Genomic DNA, 23,737 nt, shown 5'->3' on the forward strand with positions numbered 1-23,737 from the left:
TAGGATCGAGGTATGGAGTTTGTGGTCATTGTCCTGTTCATCGCTGCGATCGTGCTCGTGAACTTTCTCGTCGGACGCGCGCAGCGCAACCGCGCGGGCCGTCCGGCAGCCGAAAAACCGGCGCAATCCGGTGCAGGCAGTTCGGCCAAGCCCCTCCGGACCCCGGCCGGAACGTCGCTTGAGGCCGCGCGTGAAGCCGCAGCACAGCTGGATGAGAAGGGCCACCAGCAGGTCTACGCTGCGATCGCCCAGGGCCAGCCGATCCGCGCCATCCAGATCTATGCCCAGAACACCGGCTGCGGCCTCCGCGCAGCCAGCGCAGCAGTAGCCTCCCTGGCCTCCCACCCGGTTCCCTACTCCCGACCCCGGCCGGAGCAGCCCCCGGCCCCGGACGCCGCCGCCTCTGCGTCCTCCGACCCGATGGAACCGGCCGCGCCTGAAGCGGCGGAGGCCCAGGCTAAAGAAGGGCATGAAGCTGCAGCCCCCGACGCCGCGGCCCCCGACGCCGGTGCGCCCGACACTGCTGCCCGCGATACTGCTGCCTCCGACGCCGCTGCCCGCAGCGCAGCCGCTTCCCCGGCCGCTTCCGGAAACGGAACGGCCGGGGAAGACAAGCCGGCAGAAAAGGCGAAGGACAAGCAAGCCGCGGCTCCCGACGATGCCGAGATCAGCCGCTGGGCACAGAACCTGCGCCCGGAAGACTTCTAGAGCTTCCGGGAGCGCTGAATCTGTCCGTCATGGCCGTACGGATAGTTGCCCACGGCCGGGGCGCTTGCATCATCCAGCCGCCGGATCTCCTCCGGGGTAAGTTCCAGCTGTGCTGCCTGCAGGTTCCCTTCCAGCTGCTCCGGCGTCCGGGCACCCAGGATCACGGACGTGACGCCCGGCCGCGCAGCCAGCCAGGCGAGGGACACCTGGGCAGGCGCCGCGCCGTGGGCCGAAGCGATCTGGTGCACGGCATCCAGCACGTCCCAGGTCTGCGGGTTGGAGCTGCGCAGTTCCCAGCCTTGGAATTGCCGCGTGGGGTTTTCTCCCACCCGGGTGTTTCCTGACGGCACGGTCTCGCGGTGGTACTTGCCGGTCAGCCAGCCGCCTGCCAGCGGTGACCAGGGGAGCAGGCCCAGTCCGGCGTCGAGCGCTGCCGGCACAATCTCGGATTCGATTTCCCGTTCCAGCAGGTTGTACTGCGGCTGCAGGGTGACCGGAAGCTGCCAGTTGTGCAGCTTCGCCGTCCAGACTGCCTTGGTGAGCTGCCATCCGGTGAAGTTGGAAAAACCGTAGTAGCTGATCAGCCCGGAGGCCACGGCGTCCTGGAGGAAGCCCAGGCTCTCCTCCAGCGGCGTCAGCGGGTCCCAGGAGTGCAGCTGGTACAGATCAATGTGGTCAACTCCGAGCCGCCGCAGCGATGCTTCGAGGGCGCGGCGCAGATGGCGGCGGGAGTTGCCGGCGTCGTTCACGTTGCCACCGGTAGGGAAGCGGGCCTTGGTGGCCAGGACCATGGTGTTGCGCGCAGCCTGGTTCGAATGCAGCCATTTGCCGACAATTTCCTCCGAGGCGCCCTCGTTGTAAATGTCCGCGGTGTCGATGAAGTTGCCGCCCCCTGCCAGGTAATCCTCCAGCATCCGGTGCGAGGTCTTCTCATCGGTCTCGTTGCCGAATGTCATGGTGCCTAGGGCGTAGTTGCTGACAGCTGTTCCGCTGTTGCCCAGCAGGCGCATCTCCATGGGTATTTCCTTCCGGCCGGTTCGTGGTGGTGCGCTCCAGCCTATGCCGCTTTCGGCGGCGCGGAACAGGCCGGGCCTGGCCCGGGAACAATTAGCGATGGCAGGAGCTAGATCCCCAGTACGGCAGACGCGATCAGGAAATAGATGATCAGGCCGGCAGCGTCCACGAAGGTCGAAATAAACGGGTTGGAGAACACCGCCGGATCAACCTTCAGGGTCTTCCCGAGAATCGGCATGAGCCCGCCCGCAGCGGCAGCCATGGTGCACACGCCCAGCAGCGTCAAACCGATCACCGTCCCGAGCGGCACGGTGAAGATCACGGACGTGATGACGAATCCCAAGCCGCCGAGCAGCAGGCCCAGCAGGGCGCCCACCCTCACCTCGCGGGCAACCACCTTGACGACGTCGCGGGGGCGCACGTCGCCCAGCGCCAGCGCCCGGGTGATGGTGGTTGCAGCCTGGTTGCCGGTGTTCCCGCCCGTGCCGATCAGCAGCGGGATGAACAGGGACAGCACTACCTGCTCGGCCAGGGTCGTCTCGAAGATATCCATGACCTGGACCGTGAGGGTGGCCCCGAGGGCCAGGACCAGCAGCCAGACGACCCGGGCGCGGACGATCGACCGTATCGGCGTGGCGAGGTACGGCCGGCGCAGGGGTTCGGAGCCGCCGGAGCGCGCCGAGTCCTCGTTTTCCGCGCTTTCGAGGATCCGCAGCGCATCGTCCACGGTCAGCACACCCACCAGCCGGCCTTCGGCGTCGACGACGGGAAGCACCAGGACCTTGGCGTCGGCGCAGTAGCGGGCTGCTTCCTCCGCGTTCAGTGTGGCAGGAACGAAGGACGGCGGCTTCATGAGGTCCGCGACCTGCTCCGTGCCGCCGGCACGGAGCAGATCCCGGAGCGGCACGACGCCGAGCAGATGGCGGCTGGAGTCGGTCACGGCAAGAACGTAGACGCTCTCCGCCTCGTCCAGTTGCTGCCGTACCCGGTCCAGTGCCTCGGAGGCCATCATTTCGGGACGGGCGGTAACCACCCGCGGGCTCATGTAACGGCCCACCGCGCGGCGCGGATAGCCCAGCACAGCGGTGGTGAGCGCCCGGTCTTCTTCACCCAGTCCCTGAACCAGGCGGCTGGCCACGGTCGCCGGCAGTTCATCCAGCAGCGGCACCCGGTCTTCGGGACTTAACGCCGAGAAGACTTCTGCCACCTGGGCATCCTGCAGTCCAGTCAGGAGGTCTGCCTGCACCGGTGCGTCAAAACGCTCGAACACGTCCAGCGCCCGGTCCTTGGGCAGGGTGCGGTAGGCCACCGCCCGGTCGATGGTGCTTAGGCGTTCAAGCTGTTCCAGGGTTTCCGCTACGTCCAGCGGCTGGAGGACGCGGGCTACGCGGGACAGATTGCCGCTGCTGAGGGCCTGGGCCAGTAACGCAGCGGTGGTGTCGAAGGAGAGGCTCGGTGACTTGATCATGATCCGCTTTCCTACGGGGCGCACACAGGCAAGGCCGCGGAGAACAGCGGGTGTGCATCAGTGGTGAGGTGGTGCCGGTTGAAGACCGCAGCCGTACGGGCGGCCGGCACAGGAAAGCAGGTGCTGCGTGATGACGCAGACCGGAATCAGCCTTAGGAGAGGCTGGGGAGAAGGGCTTCCCTCATGCGCTGGCGAGGCCCGCGCGGCGCGGTAGATCGACTGTTTCCGTCATCCATGCGTGCGGTTCACCTCCTGCAGCTCGTGGGGGAGCGGTCCGATACAGAAAACACCCCGGTCCGAAGACCGGGGTGTTCCACTGGCGGAGACGGGGGGATTTGAACCCCCGGTGGGCTTTAGGCCCACACTTCATTAGCAGTGAAGCCCATTCGGCCGCTCTGGCACGTCTCCAATTGCCCTGGCAAACTCACGCTGCCAGCCTGTCAAGACTACCCACAACGGGGCGATTTCAGCAAAACAGGTTCAGGACAACCGGCCGGTCAGCGCCTCCCACAGGAACTCATAGGACATCGCGTGCATGCGAGCTGACTGGCGGTTGTCGGCGGCACCGGCATGGCCGCCCTCCAGGGCCTCGTGGAACCACACCCGGTCCACTCCCAGCGCCTTCATCCGGGCTGCCATTTTCCGTGCCTGCACCGGCCCCACGCGGTCATCGCTCGTGGCCGTCCAGATGAGCGCCGGCGGGTACTGGACGCCTTCGCGCAGCAGGTGGTAAGGGGAGAAGGTCTTGATGAACTCCCACTGTTTGGGATCATCCGGGTCGCCGTATTCGGCAATCCAGGACGCGCCCGCGGACAGCTTGGTGTACCGGCGCATGTCCAGCAGGGGGACACCGCAGGACACGGCGCCGAAGAGCTCCGGGTACAGGGTGAGCATATTGCCGACCAGCAGGCCGCCGTTACTGCGGCCGGTGCAGCCCAGATGCTCCCGTGAGGTAACACCCCGAGCGGTGAGGTCGCGGGCAACGGCGGCGAAATCCTCGTACGCCCGGTGCCGGTTCTGCTGGAGTGCGGCGCGGTGCCAGTCCGGGCCATACTCGCCGCCGCCGCGGATGTTGGCCAGTACATAGACCCCGCGCCGCAGAATCCCTGAGCCGTCGGTAAAGCTGCGTTCCAGCCAGCCGCGCCCCACCACGCCGGAGTACGCAGGGGTCAGGGCCTGCTCGAACCCGCCGTAACCGGACAGGACCGTGGGGTTGCCGCCGTCGAGCACCATGTCCTTGTGCCCCACCTGGAAATACGGCACGCGGGTGCCGTCCTCGGATACTGCAAAGTGCTGCTCCACGGTGCAGCTCGAGGCATCGAAGAAGGCCGGCGAGGTTTTGACCGGTTCAGCAGTTTTGCCCGGTTTGCCAAGGGTGCCGCGGGAAAGCGTAGACGGCGTGGTGAAACCGGTGCTCACCAGCCAGTAGTCGTTTCCGGCTGCTTCATCCTCATCGTCCACGGCGTACGCGTCCACGGTGTGCAGCGGCGGGCAGGCATCAAGCTCCGTGGCACGCCAGTCCGCGGCAGGGTCCAGCACCTGGATCTCGGAGGAGACGTCACGGAGCAGGTTCAGCAGCAGATAGTCCCGGGTCCAGCTCCAGGACTGCAGGGAAACAGCCGGTTCCGGGGTGAACAGGGTGCGCAGGTTCCGGTCTCCGGCCAGGAAAGCGGTCAGCTCTGCCGCCAGCAGCGAACCGGCTTTGTGCAGGGTGCCGCCCACCAGCCAGTCGGTGCGCGGGCGCAGCACCAGCCACTGCCGGTGCAAATCCACGTTCACGTCCAGCGGCACCTCGATCCGCCTCCATCCCGCGTCCTGCCGCAGATGGGTGACGCTGTCGTAGAAGTCGATGATGTCCACGGCAACGTCCCGTTCGAAGCCCGGAGTCTGGTCATGGTGGACGTAGCCCATCATGTGGTCCTCGGGGACTTCGAAGTAGAGTTCGGCGGAGTCCGGATCCTCCCCCCGGTGCAGCGTCCGGACGGTCCGGGGATAGGAAGACGTAGTCATGCTCCCCGGCCCGAAGTCCGTGGCCACGTACAGGGTGTCCGGCCCGGCCCAGGAGACCTGGGTCTTGGCGACGGGCAGGTCGAAACCTCCGGGCACAAAGGCGCGGTCCTCGACGTCGTACTCCCGGTAGCGGGCAGCATCCCCGCCGTCGGGGGAGAGGATTACCAGGGCGCGCCGGTAGGAGGTGCCGTCCGCCGGCCGGAGGAACCGGGCGCCGCCCCAGACCCACTCGGTGCCTTCGGCAGCAGCCAGGGCGTCAACATCCAACAGGACTTCCCACTCGGTGGCGGAGTCCGTGTAGCCCTGCCACGTGGTGCGGCGCCAGAGGCCCTTGGGGTGCTCCGCATCCCGCCAGAAGTTGTAGTACCAGTCCCCGCGCTTGACCACCATGGGGATCCTGTCCGTTGAATCCAGGACTTCGAGCAGCCGCTCTTCGGTCTGTTCAAAGCCGGTGGCGGAGAGCAGTGCCTCGGTTTCGGCGTTCTGCGCCCGGACCCAGTCCAGCTGCCTGTCTCCGTAGATGTCTTCCAGCCATAGGAATTCGTCCTCGGTGTCCTGCGGAATTTCTGCGCTCGCTGAAGTCATGAGCCAATCCTAGGGTGCCCGGAGACATTGGCCTGTGCGCTGCACCACACCGCTCAGCAGGCTCCGTGTTTCCAGGCTTCTCCGGGCACAGTGAGGTTCCCGGCGGCCGTCCCGTTCCGGTTCAGGATCCACCCCACCCGTTTGGCCACGGTTGCCACGACCACGCTTTCGGTGATCTCAAGGGCCGGGAACCGTTCCCCGAGGGATCGCTCGGTGTTCATGATGTCCGCCGCACTGCGCAGCCACATCATGAAGGTGAAGTTCGTGGGTCCGGTAGTTGAGGCGCACAGCCTCAGCGTCCCGGAGTCTGCGAGTGCGGACGCCGTCCGGGAGTGTTCTGCCGCAGGAAGACGGGCGAACCACTGGCAAATGATGGGGAACCCCGCCAGTCCGTGGGCAACTTCGCAGCGCAGGGCGAGTGATCCGCTGCCGAGTACTTTCTGCAGCTGCCGCCTGGCGGTGGCGGGATGCAGTCCGGTTTCGGCTGCGATGTCTGCGGCCGAGGCGCGTCCGTTCCGGGACAGGACCTGAAGGATTTCCCCGTATGCGGGTGGAAGCGGGCCCCGGTAGGCGGTCTGGTTCTCGGCCAGCTGGCTGAGCTTCTTTCGCTGGACGGCATTCAGCGCACCGAGCTGCCAGGAGTCGGCACCGTGGTGCAGCTGGGTGCAGAAGGACGTTTCGTAGCGGGTCAGCCCGGGGATCCGGTCGAAGAGCGGATACACCGACTCCGCCAGCCACGCAGGGGTGGGGGTGATGACTGTGAGCATCATGTCCCGGTTCCGGTGGCATTCGTCAATGCTGAACACGTCCGGCAGGGCCGCCAGCGCCTGTACCACGGAGCGTCTTTGGGCCGGATCGCACTGCACGTCGTGGAATGAGAGGGACATCTGTTCCGGGTCGCCCACGGGGTGGGAGGTGATCCAGGCGGCACCGGTGGCCACCAGTTTTTCCCACCGCAGGGCCAGGGACGTCGGGTGCCGGTCGAGGACTGCACCAATGGCCGTCCACGGCATGCGCGGACCGATTTGCAGGGCATTGATGAGCAGCAGGTCATCCTCGTCCAGTTGGCGGTTCATGTGTCCGTTTTCTCATGTTTATCGGATCTTTGTGCAATATTTCAGAAGTTTTCATCGATACGGCGAAGTAAACCCAACAATTGCTCCTATCGCAGTACCGGGCACCGGCGGTTTCCCGCCGGGCCGAGCGAAAGGAATTCCGATGCACAGCGTTCTTCCCCTGAACGGAAGTTCCACCGATGTCCTGGCCCTAGCCAACACGCCTGTCCTGTGGATCTGCGCGCTGGGTGTCTTCGGCGTCGTCGTGGTCCAGTCACTCATCTACATGCGTGCGGCGCGGCGGGTGGCGCCTGCGGTGGGAATGACGCCGGACGAGCTGCGGATCTCCTTCCGCTCCGGAGCCGTGGCAGCGATCGGGCCCTCGCTGGCCGTCGTCCTGGTGGCCATCGCCCTGCTGGCACTGTTCGGAACGCCGGCAGTCCTGGTGCGGATTGGCCTGATCGGTTCAGCAGCGTATGAAACCGGAGCCGCGAATGTCGCCGCAGCCACTGTCGGGGCCGAACTGGGCGGGGATACCTACACCCAGCAGGTCTTCGCCATCGCGTTCTTTGCCATGAGCCTGGGCGGGGCAATGTGGATGCTCGCCACGCTGGTCTTTACCCCGCTGCTTAAGCGCGGCGGACACCGCCTTGCCACGGTGAACCCGCTGGTCATGACCATTGTGCCGGCGTCGGCCCTGCTTGCCGCGTTTATCTCCCTGGGGCTGGCCGAAGCGCCCAAGAGCACCGCGCACGCCCTGACCCTGCTGGCGGCAGCCGCCGCCATGGGTGCCTGCCTGCTGCTGGCACGGATCCTGCACCGGCCATGGCTGCGCGAGTGGGGCCTGGGCATTGCCATCGTTGCCGGACTGCTGGCGGCCTACACCGCCCACACAGCCGGCCTCGGACCCGCCTAAATGAGCTCCCCGGACCTAAGGAGAACCATCATGCTGGAAACAGGAACCGCCCAAACCGGGCGCTCTGCCGCAGTCGAACTGGACAGGTTTGACCGAACAACGTCACGGTGGGGCCGGCTCACCATGATCGCCGGCCTGCTCATCTCGGTGGGTGGGCCGGTGTACCTGGTCCTCTTCGGCAACCTCGGGGTAACTTCCGCCCAGCTCTGGACAGCGTTCGGCGCCGTTGCCGCAACGTTCTTCGTCATCTGGCTTGTGGAGCCGCTGACCTACTACCCCATCCTGGGACCTGCGGCGATGTACCAGGCCTTTATGATCGGCAACATCTCCAACAAGCTGCTGCCCTCGGCCCTGGTCGCCCAGACCAGCGTCGGCGCCCTCCCCGGCTCAAAGCGCGGAGACCTCGCCGCCGTGATGGCGATCTGCGGAGCGGCCGCAGTGCACCTGTTGTCCCTGCTGGTTTTTGTGGGCCTGCTCGGCACCTGGCTGGTCAGCGTCATTCCCGCGGAACTCACCGCCCTGGCCCGGGTCTACGTCCTGCCCGCGGTGATGGGGGCCGTCATTGTCCAGGCCATCGTGTCCATGAAGGCACTCCGCCCCACCCTTGCGGCGCTGGGCGTGGTCCTTGCCGTGCAGTACATACTTCTGCCCCTGGTTCCCGGTCTTGCCATGATCTCCACCGCCATCTCGGTAATCGGGACTATCCTGATCGCCTGGTTTACCCGCAAACGCGCACCCCGCAGTGCACCCGCCGCCCCCGGGCGGAGCTGAACGAGAGGAACCCATGCCGAACCCCACGCACCCCGCCCTCACGCCAGAGGACACCTCGGAGATGCACGAGCTTTACCGGACCCTGCATGCCGCTCCGGAGCTGTCCATGCAGGAGCACGGCACGGCAGCCCTCATCGCAGAGCGCCTCGCAGCCCTGGACATTCGCAGCTTCCGCTGCGGAGGCACCGGGGTGGTCGGTGTGCTGGCCAACGGGGAAGGCCCGGTGGTCGCGTTCCGGGCCGACACCGATGCCCTGCCCATCCGGGAGGACACCGGCCTGCCGTATGCCAGCACTGCTACGGGGAGGCTGGAGGACGGAACCGAGGTTCCCGTGATGCACGGCTGCGGCCACGACACCCATGTCACTGCGCTCCTCACCACCGCAAAGCTGCTGGCACGGAGCCGGGATGCCTGGGCAGGCACCGTGGTGCTCCTGTTCCAGCCCGGGGAGGAAACCGCAGCCGGCGCGGCAGCCATGGTGCAGGACGGGCTGTGGGACAAAGCCCCTCGGCCGGGGGTCGTGCTTGGACAGCACGTGATGCCCGGTCTCGCCGGAACCATCCAGTACGCCTCGGGGAACGCCATGACCCAGGCAGACTCCTGGAAGGTCACGCTCCACGGACGCCAGTCCCACGGCTCACAGCCCCAGGACTCGGTAGACCCGATTGTGCTGGGGGCGCACCTCATCACCCGCATCCAGACGATCGTCTCGCGGGAGCTGGACCCCCGGCGTGCCGCCGTCGTCACCGTGGGGACCTTCCATGCCGGCTTGAAAGAGAACATCATTCCGGACCGAGCGGAGTTCACCCTCAACATCCGCACGTTCGACGACGGCGTCCGCACCCACGTCCTGGATGCCCTGCGCCGCATCATTTCCGCCGAGGCCGCGGCGTCCGCGGCACCGGAACCGGAGATCGAAGAGCTCTACACCTTTCCCCTGAACTACAACGACCCGCAGGAAACAGCCGGGGTCATGGAGGCCATGCGGGAAGCACTGGGAGATGAACGCGTGACCGAGGTGGCCCCGCTGATGGGATCGGAGGACTTTGGCCACCTCGCCCAGGCAATTGGTGTTCCCTCGGTCTACTGGTTCTTCGGCGGACACAGCGCCGAAACGCTGGAAAGGGAAAAGGTTCCCATGAACCACTCGCCCTACTTCGCCCCCGTCCTGGAACCGACCCTTTCCACGGCCGTAGAAGCCGCAGTGGCGGCCATCCTGTCCCGGCTGGAACGGCGCTAGCCGCTTATCGGGGAGGGCAGCCGTGACACTCCTGATCCTTGACCTGGCAGGAATCTTCTTCTTCGCCGTCTCCGGTTCCCTCCTCGCGGCGAGGCGGAACTTCGACATTGTGGGCTCCCTGATGCTCGGTTCCTTCGTGGGGCTGGGAGGCGGGGTGATACGGGACCTGATCATCAACCAGGGCGTGCCGCTGGCATTCTCGAAACCGGTCTACCTGCTGCCTCCGCTCCTTGCTGCCATCCTGGTGTTCACCCACGCCCTGGGGGTGCAGAGGTACCGGCGTACCCTCCTGGTGTTCGACGCCGCGGGGCTGGCCCTGTTCTGCGTCACCGGTACGCTGACCGCGCACCAGGCCGGGCTGAACCCGGTGTCTGCCGCGCTGCTGGGGGTCACCACTGCGGTGGGCGGCGGGCTGCTGCGTGACGTGGTGGCGAATGAAGTGCCGCAGGTCTTCAACCCGCGCGGCGTCTACGCCATTCCGGCCCTGCTGGGCGCCGGGCTGGTATCGCTGTTCACGGCCCTCGGCGTGTTCGGCCCTGTCCTGGGCATTGCCGTCGCGGCGCTGGTGTTCACGCTGCGCATCCTCTCCCTGCGCTACGGGTGGCGGATTCCGCTGGCCGGCCGGACGGAAGCCGGCCGAAACGCGCAGCCGTGATACTGCTGGGGGACTTGGACTAACTTAGGAGACCTGCAGGTGTCCTAAGACGGGAGGAGTCGTGTTGCGTTCCCTGGGGCTGGCGCTGAATATGGCGGGTTTGCTGTTGGCGGTTACAGCCTGCGGCGGCAGTGGTCCAGCGCCGGACGGTGCGGAGGAAACAGCAGAGTCCTTCTACGCCGCCCTGGAAAACGGCGACTACGGCCGTGCATGCGGAATGCTGGCCCCGGCGACACTCGAGGGTGTCCAGCAGTCTGAAAACGGGGGAGACCAAGCTTGTGCCGACGGGCTCCGGGCGGTCTCGCTGCAGGACCCCGGCGAGCCTCTTTCCGCGCAGGCTTTCGGCCGGAACGCGCAGGTGGAGTTCGGCTCGGAGACGGTGTTCCTCACGCTGTCCAGCTCCAACTGGAAAGTGATGGCCGCTGGATGCACGGCCCGGGGAGACCGCCCGTACAGCTGCAGGGTGGAAGGAGATTGACTTGCGCGCACGCTGGGCATTCGTTCTGTGCCTGTCCTTCATCAGTGTTGGACTTGCCTACATGATCACGCTGGGGGTGCTTGCTCGATGAAGACGCTCCGGGACAATGGCCTCTTCCTCGTCTTCTTCGCCCTGTTCCTGCTTTCCCTGGCAGGACAGGCAGCCGCAGGCGTAGCCCTTTTCAACGAGCAGCAGACTGCTGCCGGGCTGGAGAAGGTCAGCATCTGGCAGTACCTGGCGACGTCCAGCTTCGCCGTGGACGTCGCCGAGAACTGGCAGTCCGAGTTCCTCCAGTTCCTCCTGCTCATCGTCGCATCGGTCTGGTTCGTGCAGAAGGGCTCGCCTGAGTCCAAGAAGGTCGGGAGGCGAGGACTGGAAACTGATAAGGACCAGCTGCTCGGACAGCATGCCACCGCTGCTTCGCCCTCCTGGGCCCGCGCAGGAGGCTGGCGGACGCTGGTGTACTCAAACTCCCTGGCCCTCGTCATGGGCACGATTTTCCTGCTGTCCTGGTTGGCCCAATCAATTGCCGGGTTCAGCGCCTTTGCGGAGCAGCAGCTTGCCAACCTGCAGGATCCGGGAACATGGGGCGAATACGTCCTGTCGCCGGAGTTCTGGGGCCGGACCCTGCAGAATTGGCAGTCCGAGTTCCTCGCTGTCGCCTCGATGGTCATCCTCGCGGTGTATCTGCGGCAGCGTGGTTCTCCGGAATCGAAGCCGGTGGGTGCCGCGCATACTGAAACCGACGTCGAGGGCTGACGAAGGCACCAAGCGGCAGGAATCCTAGCCGGCCGCGAAGAAGTCGTGCTCCCACTGCACTGACTGGGCGAACGCTTCCTCGGCCGCCCGCCGCTGGTTCTCATTCCCGGCGAGCACACCCTCCAGGATGCCGACGGCACGGACAGTGGCCGCGGCAAAGGCCGGATCGGCATAGGTGTCCAGCCACTCGCGGTACGGATGCGAGGCGTGGTTCCCGGCGGCGAGTTCCGCACCGGCGTCGGCATAAACCCAAAAACAGGGGAGCACCGCGCCCACCAGCCGCGCGTACTCCAGCCGGTCATCCCGGTGCCGGTTGGTTCCCAGCAGGTGGTCCAGGTAGCCGCGGGTCACCGGTCCGGGGGCAAGGCCCTCGGCGGGATCCGCAGGAACGTCCCGGGGGCCGGGGACACCGCCGTGTCCGGCATTGGCATGCAGCCAGTTCCGGTGCAGTTCAAGTTCAGCTTCCAGTGCCCCGCGGGCGCTTTCGGCCCAGAACAGCTGTTCCTGGAGCGTCGGTGCGAGTTCGCTGGCCCGTGCCAGGGCACGGGCATATCCCCGCAGATATATCGCGTCCTGGGCGAGATATCTGCCAAAAACTGCCGAATCCAGGGTCCCGTCGCCGAGGCCGCGGACGAAGTCCAGGGCGGCGATTTCCTTCCGGACGCCCGCGGTCCGGGACCAAAGCTCCGCAGTACGGTCCCCGGCGGGAGGAACACCGGTGCCGGAGGAGACGGGCAGCGGGGCAAGGCCGCGCCGCCAGAGCCCGGCGAAGTGGTTCACCGGTCCGTGCCCGGTCCCCACCTCCAGCAGGTCCGCGGTTTCCAGGGCTTCCTGGAGCCAGGCCTTGGCGGCCCCCAGCGCCGCCACCCAGCTGCCGGTCCGCGCAAACAGCGTGGCTACTGCGGAGGAGAGCGAACAGCCGGTGCCGTGGGTGTTCTTGGTCTCCACCCGCACTGAACTGAACTCACAGACAGTGAAGCCGCCGCCGTCGGGCATCACCAGAGCATCCGGTGCCGCGGCTCCGGCGAGGTGCCCGCCCTTGACCAGCACGGCCGTGTCATACGCACCAGCGAGGCGGCGTCCCTGGTCCAGCGCCTGTTCCCACCCCCGCGCGGGTTCTTCCCCGAGCAGCGCAGCTAGTTCTGGAAGGTTCGGGGTTACCAGGTCAACACCGTGCAGCAGCCCGCGCAAAGCGTCTTCGGCGTCGCGGCTGAGCAGCCGGTCACCGCTGCTGGCCACCATCACCGGATCCAGCACCACGGCAGGGGGCCGGACGTCGGCCAGCCAGGCGCCCACCGTTTGGGCGACCCCGGCGATGCCCAGCATGCCGATTTTCACGGCGTCAAGAACGACGTCGTCGCTCACCGCGTCCAGCTGTTCACGCAGGAACGCCGCAGGAGGGGTGTGCACTGAACGGACGCCGTGGGTGTTCTGCGCAACGAGAGCGGTGACGACTGCCATCCCGTACCCGCCGTTGGCAGCGATGGACTTCAGGTCGGCCTGGATTCCGGCTCCGCCGGTTGGATCGGTTCCGGCGATGCTCAGGATCCGCGGAACGTCCCGGACGCTTACCCCTCCCATGCTGCCACCAGTTCTTCGGCGCTGCGCCGCGGATCGGCGGCAGTGCAGATGGCGGATACGACGGCGGCACCGGAGGCGCCGGCGGCGCGCAGGCCACGGAGGTCGGACAGCCCGATCCCACCGATCGCCACGGTGGGCACGGGAGCGGCTGAAGCGAAGGCGCGGAACCCGTCCACGCCGAGCGGTGCGGGATGGTCCGGTTTAGTGCTGGTGGGATGGATGACCCCGGCGCCAAGGTAGTCCACGGTTCCCGGAGCCAGTGCACGCACGGCATCCAGGTGGGTGGGCGTATTGGCGGTGAGGCCCACGACGGCGTCCGGGCCCACCAGGGAGCGAACGGATGAGACGGGAAGGTCGCTTTGGCCCACGTGGACGCCGTGCACCCGGGCACCGGCGGCCCGGGCCGCGAGGTATAGATCCACCCGGTCATCCACCAGCACCAGGGCGCGGTTCCCGACGGCGTCCGCCACGGCCAGGACCAGCGCGTAGAAGTCTGCCGCCGAGGCATGTTTCTCCCGCACCTGGACCGTCCGCACACCGCCGGCCACGGCAGCGGCCGCTACCGCGGCAACGCCCCGGTCCCCGCACTGCGTGGTGTCCGTGACCAGGTAAATGCCGGTGTTCCGTGCCAGGGCGCGGGGCCGGCGGGTCAGCCCGGACTGCGCCTCGGCGCTCATGCGCTCACCAGCATCGTGGTGATCTGTTCGTCCGAAAGACCGGCCAGGGCGTCCAAGAAGGCCGGCGCAAAGGAACCGGGCCCGGCCGCGCCCGCCGCGGCCTGCTGGGCGGCAATGGTGTACACGGCCGTAGCCGCCGCGGCGGCGGTGAGTCCTTCGCCGTCCTCCGCCGCGGACAGGAACGCGGCCGTCACCGCGCCCAGGGCGCAGCCCCCTCCGGTCACCTTGGTCAGCAGTACATCTCCGTTCCTGATCCGCAGGGTGGATTCGCCGTCGGTAATCACGTCCGTGGGACCGGAGACCGCCACCACGCAGCCGTACTTGGCGGCCAGTAGGTCGGCGGCGGGGAGGGCATCTTCGGGGTTGTCCGTGGCGTCCACCCCGCGCCCGCCGGCACCCAGACCGGCCAGGGCCATGATCTCGGACGCGTTGGCACGCACGGCGGTGGGCCGCAGCGCCAGCAGTTCGGCGGCCAGGGCGGTGCGGACCGGGAGGCTGCCCACTGCCACCGGGTCCAGGACCCAGGGAGTGCCGGCGTCGTTCGCTGCCAAGGCGGCCTCCAGCATGGCTGTGCGCTGCTCGGCGTGCGGGGTACCCAGATTGACCAGCACTCCGGAAGCGATCCGCGCGAACGGCCCCGCTTCACCTGGAATGTCCGTCATGGCCGGTGCCGCGCCAAGGGCGAGCAGCACGTTGGCGGTGAAGTTGGTGACCACGGCATTGGTCAGGCACTGCACCAGCGGCGGTTCGCTGCGCACGCGGGAAAGGAGGGTGGATACAGAAAATGGTGTCAGGCCAATAGTCATCGGCGACATCCCTTCGCTAGTTCTAACTAGATCAGGTTCGACGGGTCTCATCTCAGCCTTGCGGCACCCCGTGTCACTGCAGCCGACTCTACGAAGTCTGCGGCCAAATGGCCAGTTGGGACTGGTTAGGCGTGGTCCATGGCCGCGCAGGGATTCAGGCCCGACGCCGGTTGGTGGGCCTGCCCCGCGAGACGGTGGAGCAGGGCGCGGAACAGGTCTGCGTCTTCGGCTACGAGCCCGGAGAGCAGCGCCGCTTCCTCTGCGGCAATGCGTTCTTCACAGGCTGCCAGTCTGGCGAGCCCTGCCGGGGTGGCCACCACTTTTCGGGCCCGCCGGTCAGCCGGATCCGGAATCCGTTCAACTTCGCCAGCCTCTGCCAGCGCATCGATCAGGTAGGTCAGGACCGTCCTGTCGATGCCCAGGTGGGCGCCGAGTGCCTGTTGATTGGGCGGATCACAGTAGGCGACCGTGGACAGGACCAGGAAGCCGCGCAGCCCGCCGGCGAAACCGCCCAGGGCAGCTTCCATTCTGGACTGATAGCCGCCCGCGACCATGCCGAGGTCCCAGCCCAGGCTTCCTGGCCGGACGTCCGGGCTGGAGGTGCCGCCGATTGTCATGCAGAACATCCTAGCCCTGCAATGCGGAGGAGTAGATGTTCTACGGGACAAATGATCTGTGTGTCGGCTTACCCGGATTTGGGCGGGCGCAGGCGGCACGGTGCCGTTTGTCCCCGCGCCGGAGAGTCCTCGGCATCTAGGGCTGGAACCGGTACCCCATGCCGTGCTCGGTCAGGAAGTGGACCGGATGCGAGGGATCCGGTTCTAGCTTCCGGCGCAGCTGGGCCATGTACAGGCGCAGGTAGCCCGAATCGCTGGTGCCCGGTCCCCAAACATCGTTGAGGAGCTGGGCCTGGGTGAGCAGATGGCCGGGACTGCGCAGCAATGCCGCCAGCAGATGCCATTCAGTGGGGGTGAGTCGGATGGCGGTGCCGTCGCTGAGCCGGGACACCCGGCGCGCAGCCAGGTCCACGGTGACGTCGCCGAACGTCACCGCAGGGCTGTCCTGGGCAGCGCCGGTGCGGCGCTTCAGGGCACGGATCCGGGCCAGGAGTTCCTCGGCAGAGAAGGGTTTGGTGACGTAGTCGTCCGCCCCCAGATCCAGTGCCCGCACCTTCTCCGCGGAGTCGGACCGGCCGGAGATCACCAGGATGGGCATGGTGCTCCAGCCGCGCACGGCTTCGATGACTTCCATGCCGCTGAGCCCGGGCATCCCGAGGTCCAGGACCATCAGGTCCGGATGACAGTCCACCGCCCGGCGCACCGCCGCTGCGCCGTCGGACGCCGAGACCACCTCGTATCCGTACGCGGACAGGGTGATTTTGAGGGCACGGAGTATCTGGACGTCGTCGTCCGCCAGCAGGATCCTCACCGCAGCTCCGCGCTTTCTGCCGGCGCGGCCGCGGGGACCGCGGGCAGGCCCAGCACCATGGTGAGTCCGCCGCCGGGGGTCGTTTCCATTTCCAGGGTCCCGCCCATGCCTTCCATGAATCCTTTTGCCACTGCCAGCCCCAGGCCCAGCCCGGTCTGGTTATCGGTGTCCCCAAGCCGCTGGAAGGGAACGAACATTTCATCCCCACGCTCCGGGGAAATCCCTGGCCCGCAGTCTATGACGCGCACTTCCACTTTGCCGCCGAACTCGCTCGCCGCCAGCAGCACCTTTTCCTGCGGCGGGGAGAACCGCACGGCGTTCGCCAGCACGTTCACCAGCACCCGCTGCAGCAGCACCGCATCGCCCAGCACCGGAGGGAGCCCGGGCGGCAGGTCCAGCTGCACCTGTCCCGGGCCCAGCCGCAGTTCCTCCAGTGCGGGAAGAACCGCGTCGGCAGTCTCCAGCGGGGCCAGGGAGACGGCCAGGACCCCGGCCTGGAGCCGGCTCACGTCCAGGAGGCTGGTCACCAGTTCGGAAAGGGTGGCCAGGGATTCCTCCGCGGTGGCGAGGAGCTCCTGGCGGTCCGCCTCGCTCCAGTTCACGTCCTCGGCCCGCAGGCTGGTCACGGCTGCGGTTGCCGCAGTCAGCGGACGGCGCAAGTCATGCCCGACGGCGGCGAGGAGGGCGGTTCGGACCCGGTCCGCGGCGGCGAGCGGTCCCATGCCCTCGGCCCGCTCTGACAGTTCCCGGTAATCCAGCGCCGCACCCAGCTGTGCGGTGATCACTTCCAGCAGACGCAGATCCGCCGGCCCGGGAACGCTGCCGAAGAGCTCGAGGACCGCTTCGTCCACCTCAACCCGGTGCGCGGCGCTGCCGCGCGGGGACCCGGAGACAGCCAGGTCCGTGTCCCCGGTCCGCAGCCGGGCAGCGTCCAGGTTGAACGCTTCGCGGACCCGGCCCACCAGGGCTTCCACCGCATCTTCGCCGCGCAGCACGTTGCCGGCCACGGAGGCAAGCAGATCCGATTCCGACGCGGCCCGGCGGGCGGCACGCGAGCGCCGGGCCGCGCGGTCCACCACAAAACTGACCAGCATGGCGTTGGCGGAGTAGAGCACCAGGGCGAACAGGTGCAGCGGTTCGGAGACCGTCACGGTGTGCAGCGGCTGGATGAAGAAGTAGTCCAGCGTCACTCCGGAGAGCAGGGCCGCGAAGAGCGCCGGCCAGATCCCGCCGGCCAGCGCCACCAGGATCACCAGCAGCTGGTAGGACAGTACATCGCTGGTGACGGATTCAGGAGTGCTCACCCCCACCAGGAGCCAGGTGAGCAGCGGGCCCCCGGCGAGGGCGAGGGCGAACCCGGCCAGCCGCCGTCGGGCACTCAGCGCCCCGCCCAGCCGGGGCAGCCCGCGGCTGCCTCCGGCGGCGCCGTGGTTCACGATGTGCACGTCGATGTCCCCGGACAGCCGGATCACGGTGGCGCCAATGCCGGGTCCGCCGAACAGGGCCTTCAGCCTCGCACGGCGGCTGACGCCAATAACCAGCTGAGTGGCGTTCGCGGAGCGGGCAAAATCCACCAGGGAACCGGGAACATCCGCTCCCACCACCTGGTGGAAGGTACCGCCGAGTTTCTCCACCAGGGCCCGTTGTACGGCCAGCTCGCCAGGATGGCTTCCACGCAGTCCGTCCGGGTTGGTGACGTGCACGGCCAGCAGTTCGCCGCCCGCTGAACGTGCAGCGATGCGGGCACCGCGGCGCAGCAGGGTCTGCCCCTCAGGGCCTCCGGTGAGCGCCACCACTACGCGCTCGCGGGCCTCCCACTTGCTGCGGATTCCCTTCTGCGTCCGGTACCGGTTCAGGGCGCTGTCCACCTCATCCGCGAGCCAGAGCAGTGCCAGCTCACGCAGGGCGGTCAGGTTGCCGACGCGGAAGTAGTTGGACAGCGCCGCATCCACCCGGGCGGCCGGGTAAATGATCCCCTCGGCCAGACGGCCGCGCAGCAGTTCCGGGGCGATGTCCACCAGTTCAATCTGGTCCGCTGAACGGAGCACGCCGTCCGGTACGGTTTCGCGCTGGATGGTGCCGGTGATGCCTTCCACCACGTCGTTGAGGGACTCGATGTGCTGGATGTTCACGGTGGAGAGCACATTGATTCCGGCGTCGAGCAGTGCCTGGACGTCCTGCCACCGTTTGGCGTGCTCCAGGCCCGGGGCGTTGGTGTGCGCCAGTTCGTCCACCAGCGCATACTCCGGGTGCCGGGCGAGGACCGCGGGGAGGTCCAGTTCCTCCAGGACCAGGCCGCGGTGATCCAGCCGGCGCCGGGGCACGTGTTCCAGGCCCTGCACTGCCGCGGCCGTCGCGGCCCGGCCGTGGGCTTCCACCACGGCCATCACCACGTCCCGGCCCTCGCTGCGCAGGCGGTGGCCTTCCTCGGCCATGGTGTAGGTTTTCCCGACGCCCGGGGCAGCGCCCAGGAACACCCGGAGTTCTCCTCGTGTCATTCCTTAAGTGTCCAGCTCCTGAAGGGCCATGTTCAGTTCCAACACGTTTACGGTCGGTTCGCCGAGGAAGCCTGCAATCCGGCCCTGCACCGCCGCATCCACGAGGGCCCGGACGGCGGGTTCGGGCAGCTCCCGGACCCGTGCCACCCGCGCCGCCTGGAGGTACGCGTATTCCGGGCTGATGTGCGGATCCAGTCCGGATGCCGAGGCGGTGAGCGCGTCGGCCGGGACGTCTTCAGGCGGGACCGATTCGAGCGCGGCCACAGCCTGCCGGCGGTCCTCGAGAGCCGCCGCCAGTTCGGTGCTGGACGGGCCAAGGTTGCTGCCGCCGGAGGCAGCGCCGTCGTACGTTCCGGGGCGGGACTGGAACCACTGCGGCAGGGCAGCACCGGAACTGTCCGTGAAGGACTGGCCGAGCAGGGCTGAACCGGCGGCATTCCCGCCGGCGCCCCCCGCTGCGGAGACGGGTGAGCCGTTGGCCAGGTGGCCGGCGGCCGTCTGGGCAGCGGCGGTGGCGAGCAGCGGATAGGCGATGCCCAGCAGCAGTGTGAACAGCGCCAGGGCCTTGGCGGCGACGGCGATCTGCCGGGCGGTGGAACGGAACGTGGTCATGGAAAATCCTTGGGTGCTAGAAACCGGGAAGCAGGGAAACGGCAAGGTCAATCAGCTTGATGCCGAGGAACGGGGCCACCACTCCGCCAACACCAAAAACGAGCAGGTTCCGGCTGAGGACACCGGCGGCGCCCGCCGCGCGGTACTTCACGCCGCGCAGCGCCAGCGGAATCAGGGCCAGGATGACGACGGCGTTGAAGATCACCGCGGAGAGGATCGCCGAGGCGGGCGAGTGCAGCCCCATGATGTTCAGGAGCGCCAGCCCGGGGAAAAGCCCCATGAACATGGCCGGGATGATCGCAAAGTACTTGGTGACGTCGTTGGCGATGGAGAACGTGGTCAGCGCACCGCGGGTGATGAGCAGCTGTTTGCCGATCCGGACAATGTCGATCAGCTTCGTGGGGTCCGAATCCAGGTCCACCATGTTGCCGGCTTCCTTGGCAGCGGAGGTTCCCGTGTTCATGGCGACCCCCACGTCCGCCTGGGCGAGGGCAGGCGCATCATTCGTGCCGTCGCCGGTCATCGCGACGAGCCGCCCGCCTTCCTGCTCCCGGCGGATCAGGGCGATCTTGTCCTCCGGAGTCGCTTCGGCCAGGTAGTCGTCCACCCCGGCTTCGGCGGCAATGGCCTTGGCAGTGCGGGGGTTGTCACCGGTAACCATCACCGTCCGGATGCCCATCCGGCGCAGTTCGGCGAAGCGCTCCTTCAGGCCCTGTTTCACCACATCCTTCAAGTAGACGACGCCGAGGATGCGGGAAGTGCCTGCCGCGTCCCGTTCGGCAACCACCAGCGGGGTACCGCCGGCAGCGGAGACAGTGTCCACCCGGTAGGTGAGGTCGGAAAGGACATCGACGGCGATTCCCCCGCTTTCTGCCGCCCAGTCCATCACCGCGGAACCCGCGCCCTTGCGCACGCTGGAACCATCCTGGAAATCCAGTCCGCTCATCCGGGTCTGGGCCGTAAACGGAATCCCGGCCGCGCCCGAAGCAGGAACAGCGGCCACGCCCCGGGATGCTGCCAGTTCAACGATGGACCTGCCCTCCGGAGTGGGGTCCAGCGCCGAGGACAGCGCAGCGGCGCGGATCAGTTCCTCCAGCGGAGCACCGGCCACCGGATAGAACTCCGCGGCCTGCCGGTTGCCATAGGTGATGGTGCCGGTCTTATCCAGCAGCAGGGTGGTCACGTCCCCGGCCGCTTCCACGGCCCGGCCGGACATCGCCAGCACGTTGTGCTGCACCAGCCGGTCCATTCCCGCGATGCCGATGGCTGAGAGCAGGGCGCCGATGGTGGTGGGGATCAGGCAGACCAGCAGGGCCGTGAGCACGGGGACGCTGATGGCGGCACCGGCATACTCGGCCATCGGGTTCAGGGTCAGCACTACCAGCAGGAACACGAGCGTGAGGGTGGAGAGCAGGATGTCCAGTGCCACCTCGTTGGGGGTCTTGCGGCGCGCTGCTCCTTCCACCAGCGAGATCATCCGGTCCACGAACGTTTCGCCCGGGCGGCTGGTGATCCGGACGACGATCCGGTCCGACAGGACGCGGGTTCCGCCGGTGACCGCAGACCGGTCGCCGCCGGATTCTCGCACCACGGGGGCGGATTCGCCGGTAATGGCCGACTCGTCCACGGAAGCGATACCCTCCACGATGTCGCCGTCGCCGGGAATCACCTCCCCTGCTCTCACGACTACTACGTCGCCCAGCAGCAAGTCTGCCGACGCCACGTCTTCCACCGCGGCCTGCAACGCGCCGGGATCGGAATCCGGATCATAGCCGCGGACGCGGCGGGCGGCCGTGGTGGTGCGGGTGGCGCGCAGCGAAGCGGCCTGCGCCTTGCCGCGTCCCTCGGCCACGGCTTCGGCCAGGTTCGCGAAGAGCACCGTGAGCCAGAGCCAGAGGGCTATGAGCCAGGTGAATCCGGCTGGCACGGGCGAGCCGCCGGACGAAGGAGAGGCACCGGAGAAGGATTCCGCCACGGCGATTGCGGTGATCAGGACGGCTCCGGCTTCCACGACGAACATGACCGGCGTGCGCCACATCCTGCGGGGATCCAGTTTGCGCACGGCCACCGGGAAGGCGGCGGCTGCCTGTTTCAGGCCCAACGACGACGGCGGAGCGGGCACGGGTGCCTGGGCGTTGCCGGGCCGCGGAGATTGCTGCTTGGTAAGGGTGGACATGTCAGATCAGTCCTTCTGCCAGGGGACCCAGCGCGAGTACGGGAAAGAACGTGAGGGCGGTGACGAGGACGGTGACACCGCTGAGCACCAGCACCGACTGCGGCCGGTGGGTAGGCAGGGTCCCGGCGGTTACCGGCACCTTGCCCTGGGCCGCCAGGGTTCCGGCGAGCGCGAGGACGAAGATGATGGGGAGGAAGCGGCCCAGCAGCATGGCCAGGCCGAGGGCCGTGTTCAGCCACGGAGTGTTGGCGGTCAGGCCGGCGAAGGCCGAACCGTTGTTGTTGGCGGCGGACGTAAACGCGTAGAGAACCTCGCTGAAGCCGTGCTGGCCGTCGTTGAGCATGGAGGTCTCTTCGATTTCCGTGCGGATACCCGGCAGGGCGAAGCTGAGCGAGGTGCCGGCAAGGACCAGGGCGGGCATGGTCAGCACATAGAGGCAGGCCAGTTTGATCTCCCGCGGGCCGATCTTCTTGCCTACGTATTCGGGGGTGCGTCCCACCAGCAGCCCGGACACGAAGGCCGCCACCACAGCGAGGACGAGCATGCCGTATAGCCCGGAACCCACACCGCCGGGGGCGATCTCGCCCAGCATCATGTTCAGCATGGCCATCATGCCGCCCAGCGCCCCAAAACTGTCATGCATGGAGTTCACGGCACCCGTGGAAGTCAGGGTGCTGGTGCTGCCGAACAGCGTGGAGCCGGCAATCCCGAAACGGGTTTCCTTGCCTTCCATGGAACCGGCGGGACCATCCGCGGCGGCGAATTCAAACGCCGTCATCGTGGCCAGGGACAGGACGAAGATGCCTGCCATGGCAGCGAGGATGGCGTACCCCTGGCGCCGGTCCCCAACCATGGTGCCGAACGTGCGGGGCAGCGAGAACGGAATGATGAGCATCAGCAGCACGGAGACCAGGCTGGTGAACGCGTTCGGGTTCTCGAAAGGGTGGGCAGAGTTCGCGTTGAAGAAACCGCCGCCGTTGGTACCCAGCAGCTTGATGGCTTCCTGTGTGGCTACCGGACCGCCCGGTATGGACTGGGTGCCGCCGGCCAGGGTGGCAACCTCCGTAAAACCGTTGAAGTTCTGGATGACGCCGCCCAGCAGAAGGACCAGTGCTCCCAGCGCGGCTCCGGGCAGCAGGACACGGGTCACGGAGCGGGTGAGGTCCACCCAGAAATTGCCGATGGTCTGTGCCCCGCGGCCCGCGAATCCGCGCACCAGGGCAAGTGCCACACAGAGCCCGACGGCGGCGGAGAGGAAGTTCTGTACCGCCAGCCCCGCGGCTTGGACGGCGTAGCCCATGGTTGCTTCCGGAGAGTAGGACTGCCAATTCGTGTTGGTCACGAAGGACACCGCCGTGTTGAAGGCCAGGCCTTCGGGAACGGCGGGGAGTCCCAGCGACGCCGGCAGCAGCGGCTGCATACGCTGCAGCAGATAGAGCGCCAGGACTCCGAGTGCGGAGAACACCAGGACAGACCGCAGGTAGGACTGCCAGGTCTGTCCCGAGCGCGGCGCCACACCCAGCATCCGGTACACGCCCCGCTCGGGCGCGAGGTCCTTGCCGGAGGTGTAGGCGTGTGCCAGATAGTCGCCCAGCGGCCGGTGGACCAGGGCTAGAACCAGCGCGACGGCGAGGAACTGGCCGAGCGCCAGCCAGCCCGCCATTAGAATTTCTCCGGCCGCAGAAGCGCAGCCAGTACGTAGACCGCCGAGCCGGCGGCCAGGATCAGCGCGGCGAAGTCGAAGAAGGTCACAGCTTCTCCACCGCCCGGGCCAGCAGGGCCAGTCCGGCGAAGAACGCCGCCGTTCCTGCGGTTATCAGTACATCCAGCAAGGGGTGCCCCCACAAAATCGTTCTGCTCCCACCGCTTCGGCAGGAGGGCGCTGTGGAGCGCCGAACTCAGTAGAACCCCCTATCCGGACCCCTGAGCGAATCCTCACGCATTCCTAACGCAGGGCGGGCGGACCATAACAAAATCCGTGCGGTTTGCCCTTCGCGGCCTGGATCCGGGGCCGGGCCGTTCCGCCGCGGCGGCCCTGCGCGTAGGGTGCTGGGAACGCAGACCCCTGTGAGAGGAACCCTGCCCGTGTCGATCCTCGCTCCGGTGCTGTCGCTGGCCGGCATCATCGCGTCAGTCATCCTGATTGTGCTGATATTCCGCGGGTCCCGCATTCCGGTGGAGGATGTGGCGCGGCGCAGGCGGGTGAACCGCTGGTTCTGGATCCTGGGAGTCTTCGTAGCCGCCATCTTCTTTTATCTGTCCTTCACCTGACATCCGCCCTCTGCATGGGAGGGGATCAA

General features: G+C 67.3%; 22 protein-coding genes, 1 tRNA gene and 1 riboswitch. Of the genes, 8 read left to right on the top strand and 15 right to left on the bottom strand.

The features are described 5' to 3' along the window. Window positions 1-12 precede the first annotated feature (12 nt). Window positions 13-708, top strand: coding sequence for a hypothetical protein (locus ACSLGO_RS07330; RefSeq protein WP_436400765.1), 696 nt, complete (start codon window positions 13-15; stop codon window positions 706-708). Here ACSLGO_RS07330 and ACSLGO_RS07335 read toward each other — a convergent pair. The 5 genes from ACSLGO_RS07335 to ACSLGO_RS07355 all read right to left on the bottom strand — a co-directional run bounded on the left by ACSLGO_RS07335 (window position 705) and on the right by ACSLGO_RS07355 (window position 6,861). Next, window positions 705-1,724, bottom strand: coding sequence for an aldo/keto reductase (locus ACSLGO_RS07335; protein ID WP_263128185.1), 1,020 nt, complete (start codon window positions 1,722-1,724; stop codon window positions 705-707). The genes ACSLGO_RS07330 and ACSLGO_RS07335 overlap by 4 nt on opposite strands. Before the next feature lie 107 nt (window positions 1,725-1,831). Beyond that, window positions 1,832-3,190 carry a magnesium transporter gene (mgtE, locus tag ACSLGO_RS07340; RefSeq protein WP_436400766.1) on the bottom strand — a complete coding sequence of 453 codons (1,359 nt, stop codon included), beginning with the start codon at window positions 3,188-3,190 and terminating at the stop codon, window positions 1,832-1,834. Between the two features lie 317 nt (window positions 3,191-3,507). Next, window positions 3,508-3,598, bottom strand: a tRNA-Ser gene (locus ACSLGO_RS07345). 72 nt (window positions 3,599-3,670) lie between these two features. Then, window positions 3,671-5,785: a prolyl oligopeptidase family serine peptidase gene (locus ACSLGO_RS07350; RefSeq protein WP_436400767.1), complete on the bottom strand. Its 2,115-nt coding sequence runs from the start codon at window positions 5,783-5,785 to the stop codon at window positions 3,671-3,673. A gap of 53 nt (window positions 5,786-5,838) precedes the next feature. Then, a complete protein-coding gene (locus tag ACSLGO_RS07355) occupies window positions 5,839-6,861 on the bottom strand; it encodes an Lrp/AsnC family transcriptional regulator (RefSeq protein ID WP_436400768.1) in 1,023 nt (340 codons plus the stop codon). A gap of 142 nt (window positions 6,862-7,003) precedes the next feature. On the opposite strand from ACSLGO_RS07355, the gene ACSLGO_RS07360 reads away from it, so the two are divergent. The 6 genes from ACSLGO_RS07360 (at window position 7,004) to ACSLGO_RS07385 (ending at window position 11,659) form a co-directional block, all read left to right on the top strand. Further along, window positions 7,004-7,756, top strand: a complete 753-nt coding sequence (locus tag ACSLGO_RS07360) for a DUF5058 family protein (protein ID WP_436400769.1) — start codon at window positions 7,004-7,006, stop codon at window positions 7,754-7,756. Between the two features lie 30 nt (window positions 7,757-7,786). Continuing rightward, window positions 7,787-8,527 (top strand): hypothetical protein, encoded by a 741-nt coding sequence (locus tag ACSLGO_RS07365; RefSeq protein ID WP_436400770.1) that lies wholly within the window; start codon window positions 7,787-7,789, stop codon window positions 8,525-8,527. A 13-nt stretch (window positions 8,528-8,540) separates the two neighbouring features. Continuing rightward, entirely contained in the window at window positions 8,541-9,767 is a 1,227-nt protein-coding gene (locus tag ACSLGO_RS07370) for an amidohydrolase (protein WP_436400771.1), read from the top strand. A gap of 22 nt (window positions 9,768-9,789) precedes the next feature. Further along, complete coding sequence (locus ACSLGO_RS07375; RefSeq protein ID WP_091608196.1) at window positions 9,790-10,422, top strand: trimeric intracellular cation channel family protein; 633 nt, start codon at window positions 9,790-9,792, stop codon at window positions 10,420-10,422. Between the two features lie 61 nt (window positions 10,423-10,483). Continuing rightward, window positions 10,484-10,900, top strand: coding sequence for a hypothetical protein (locus tag ACSLGO_RS07380; protein WP_263128191.1), 417 nt, complete (start codon window positions 10,484-10,486; stop codon window positions 10,898-10,900). Window positions 10,901-10,987: 87 nt separating this feature from the next. Then, window positions 10,988-11,659, top strand: a complete 672-nt coding sequence (locus ACSLGO_RS07385) for a DUF6766 family protein (RefSeq protein WP_091608190.1) — start codon at window positions 10,988-10,990, stop codon at window positions 11,657-11,659. 24 nt (window positions 11,660-11,683) lie between these two features. Here ACSLGO_RS07385 and ACSLGO_RS07390 read toward each other — a convergent pair whose 3' ends face one another. The 10 genes from ACSLGO_RS07390 to ACSLGO_RS07435 form a co-directional block, all read right to left on the bottom strand. Further along, entirely contained in the window at window positions 11,684-13,240 is a 1,557-nt protein-coding gene (locus ACSLGO_RS07390) for a bifunctional hydroxymethylpyrimidine kinase/phosphomethylpyrimidine kinase (RefSeq protein WP_436400773.1), read from the bottom strand. Continuing rightward, window positions 13,228-13,917: a thiamine phosphate synthase gene (thiE, locus tag ACSLGO_RS07395; protein WP_436400774.1), complete on the bottom strand. Its 690-nt coding sequence runs from the start codon at window positions 13,915-13,917 to the stop codon at window positions 13,228-13,230. Before thiE ends, ACSLGO_RS07390 begins: the two co-directional genes overlap by 13 nt. After that, window positions 13,914-14,723, bottom strand: a complete 810-nt coding sequence (thiM, locus tag ACSLGO_RS07400; RefSeq protein ID WP_436400775.1) for a hydroxyethylthiazole kinase — start codon at window positions 14,721-14,723, stop codon at window positions 13,914-13,916. The genes thiE and thiM overlap by 4 nt, the downstream gene beginning before the upstream one ends. Then, window positions 14,715-14,804, bottom strand: a riboswitch (TPP riboswitch). Its footprint overlaps the gene before it by 9 nt. A gap of 44 nt (window positions 14,805-14,848) precedes the next feature. Beyond that, window positions 14,849-15,340, bottom strand: coding sequence for a MarR family winged helix-turn-helix transcriptional regulator (locus ACSLGO_RS07405; RefSeq protein WP_176697659.1), 492 nt, complete (start codon window positions 15,338-15,340; stop codon window positions 14,849-14,851). Between the two features lie 136 nt (window positions 15,341-15,476). Continuing rightward, a complete protein-coding gene (locus ACSLGO_RS07410) occupies window positions 15,477-16,151 on the bottom strand; it encodes a response regulator (protein WP_091608181.1) in 675 nt (224 codons plus the stop codon). Next, the gene (locus ACSLGO_RS07415; protein ID WP_436400776.1) at window positions 16,148-18,649 is read right to left on the bottom strand and encodes an ATP-binding protein; all 2,502 of its coding nucleotides are present in this window, start codon (window positions 18,647-18,649) and stop codon (window positions 16,148-16,150) included. Before ACSLGO_RS07415 ends, ACSLGO_RS07410 begins: the two co-directional genes overlap by 4 nt. Window positions 18,650-18,652: 3 nt before the next feature. Beyond that, window positions 18,653-19,261 carry a potassium-transporting ATPase subunit C gene (locus ACSLGO_RS07420; protein WP_263128196.1) on the bottom strand — a complete coding sequence of 203 codons (609 nt, stop codon included), beginning with the start codon at window positions 19,259-19,261 and terminating at the stop codon, window positions 18,653-18,655. A 16-nt stretch (window positions 19,262-19,277) separates the two neighbouring features. Next, a complete protein-coding gene (kdpB, locus tag ACSLGO_RS07425; protein ID WP_436400777.1) occupies window positions 19,278-21,437 on the bottom strand; it encodes a potassium-transporting ATPase subunit KdpB in 2,160 nt (719 codons plus the stop codon). Window position 21,438: 1 nt separating this feature from the next. Then, a complete protein-coding gene (gene kdpA, locus ACSLGO_RS07430) occupies window positions 21,439-23,100 on the bottom strand; it encodes a potassium-transporting ATPase subunit KdpA (RefSeq protein ID WP_436400779.1) in 1,662 nt (553 codons plus the stop codon). Then, window positions 23,100-23,189 carry a potassium-transporting ATPase subunit F gene (locus tag ACSLGO_RS07435; protein ID WP_436400780.1) on the bottom strand — a complete coding sequence of 30 codons (90 nt, stop codon included), beginning with the start codon at window positions 23,187-23,189 and terminating at the stop codon, window positions 23,100-23,102. Before ACSLGO_RS07435 ends, kdpA begins: the two co-directional genes overlap by 1 nt. 333 nt (window positions 23,190-23,522) lie before the next feature. Here ACSLGO_RS07435 and ACSLGO_RS07440 point away from each other — a divergent pair, with 333 nt between their 5' ends. Beyond that, window positions 23,523-23,708: a hypothetical protein gene (locus tag ACSLGO_RS07440; protein WP_325786675.1), complete on the top strand. Its 186-nt coding sequence runs from the start codon at window positions 23,523-23,525 to the stop codon at window positions 23,706-23,708. Window positions 23,709-23,737 lie beyond the last annotated feature (29 nt).

It is taken from the genome of Arthrobacter sp. IK3 (assembly GCF_051337705.1).
In the GTDB taxonomy this organism is placed as follows: domain Bacteria; phylum Actinomycetota; class Actinomycetes; order Actinomycetales; family Micrococcaceae; genus Arthrobacter_B; species Arthrobacter_B koreensis.

Excerpts from the sequence above, each read along its gene's own strand:
- ACSLGO_RS07405 (WP_176697659.1), bottom strand. The coding sequence starts at position 15,340 with ATGACAATCGGCGGCACCTCCAGCCCGGACGTCCGGCCAGGAAGCCTG.
- ACSLGO_RS07365 (WP_436400770.1), top strand. The coding sequence starts at position 7,787 with ATGCTGGAAACAGGAACCGCCCAAACCGGGCGCTCTGCCGCAGTCGAA.
- kdpA (WP_436400779.1), bottom strand. The coding sequence starts at position 23,100 with ATGGCGGGCTGGCTGGCGCTCGGCCAGTTCCTCGCCGTCGCGCTGGTT.
- ACSLGO_RS07390 (WP_436400773.1), bottom strand. The coding sequence starts at position 13,240 with ATGGGAGGGGTAAGCGTCCGGGACGTTCCGCGGATCCTGAGCATCGCC.
- mgtE (WP_436400766.1), bottom strand. The coding sequence starts at position 3,190 with ATGATCAAGTCACCGAGCCTCTCCTTCGACACCACCGCTGCGTTACTG.
- kdpB (WP_436400777.1), bottom strand. The coding sequence starts at position 21,437 with ATGTCCACCCTTACCAAGCAGCAATCTCCGCGGCCCGGCAACGCCCAG.
- ACSLGO_RS07385 (WP_091608190.1), top strand. The coding sequence starts at position 10,988 with ATGAAGACGCTCCGGGACAATGGCCTCTTCCTCGTCTTCTTCGCCCTG.
- ACSLGO_RS07360 (WP_436400769.1), top strand. The coding sequence starts at position 7,004 with ATGCACAGCGTTCTTCCCCTGAACGGAAGTTCCACCGATGTCCTGGCC.
- ACSLGO_RS07335 (WP_263128185.1), bottom strand. The coding sequence starts at position 1,724 with ATGGAGATGCGCCTGCTGGGCAACAGCGGAACAGCTGTCAGCAACTAC.
- thiE (WP_436400774.1), bottom strand. The coding sequence starts at position 13,917 with ATGAGCGCCGAGGCGCAGTCCGGGCTGACCCGCCGGCCCCGCGCCCTG.
- ACSLGO_RS07420 (WP_263128196.1), bottom strand. The coding sequence starts at position 19,261 with ATGACCACGTTCCGTTCCACCGCCCGGCAGATCGCCGTCGCCGCCAAG.
- ACSLGO_RS07355 (WP_436400768.1), bottom strand. The coding sequence starts at position 6,861 with ATGAACCGCCAACTGGACGAGGATGACCTGCTGCTCATCAATGCCCTG.
- ACSLGO_RS07415 (WP_436400776.1), bottom strand. The coding sequence starts at position 18,649 with ATGACACGAGGAGAACTCCGGGTGTTCCTGGGCGCTGCCCCGGGCGTC.
- ACSLGO_RS07330 (WP_436400765.1), top strand. The coding sequence starts at position 13 with ATGGAGTTTGTGGTCATTGTCCTGTTCATCGCTGCGATCGTGCTCGTG.
- ACSLGO_RS07370 (WP_436400771.1), top strand. The coding sequence starts at position 8,541 with ATGCCGAACCCCACGCACCCCGCCCTCACGCCAGAGGACACCTCGGAG.
- thiM (WP_436400775.1), bottom strand. The coding sequence starts at position 14,723 with ATGACTATTGGCCTGACACCATTTTCTGTATCCACCCTCCTTTCCCGC.
- ACSLGO_RS07350 (WP_436400767.1), bottom strand. The coding sequence starts at position 5,785 with ATGACTTCAGCGAGCGCAGAAATTCCGCAGGACACCGAGGACGAATTC.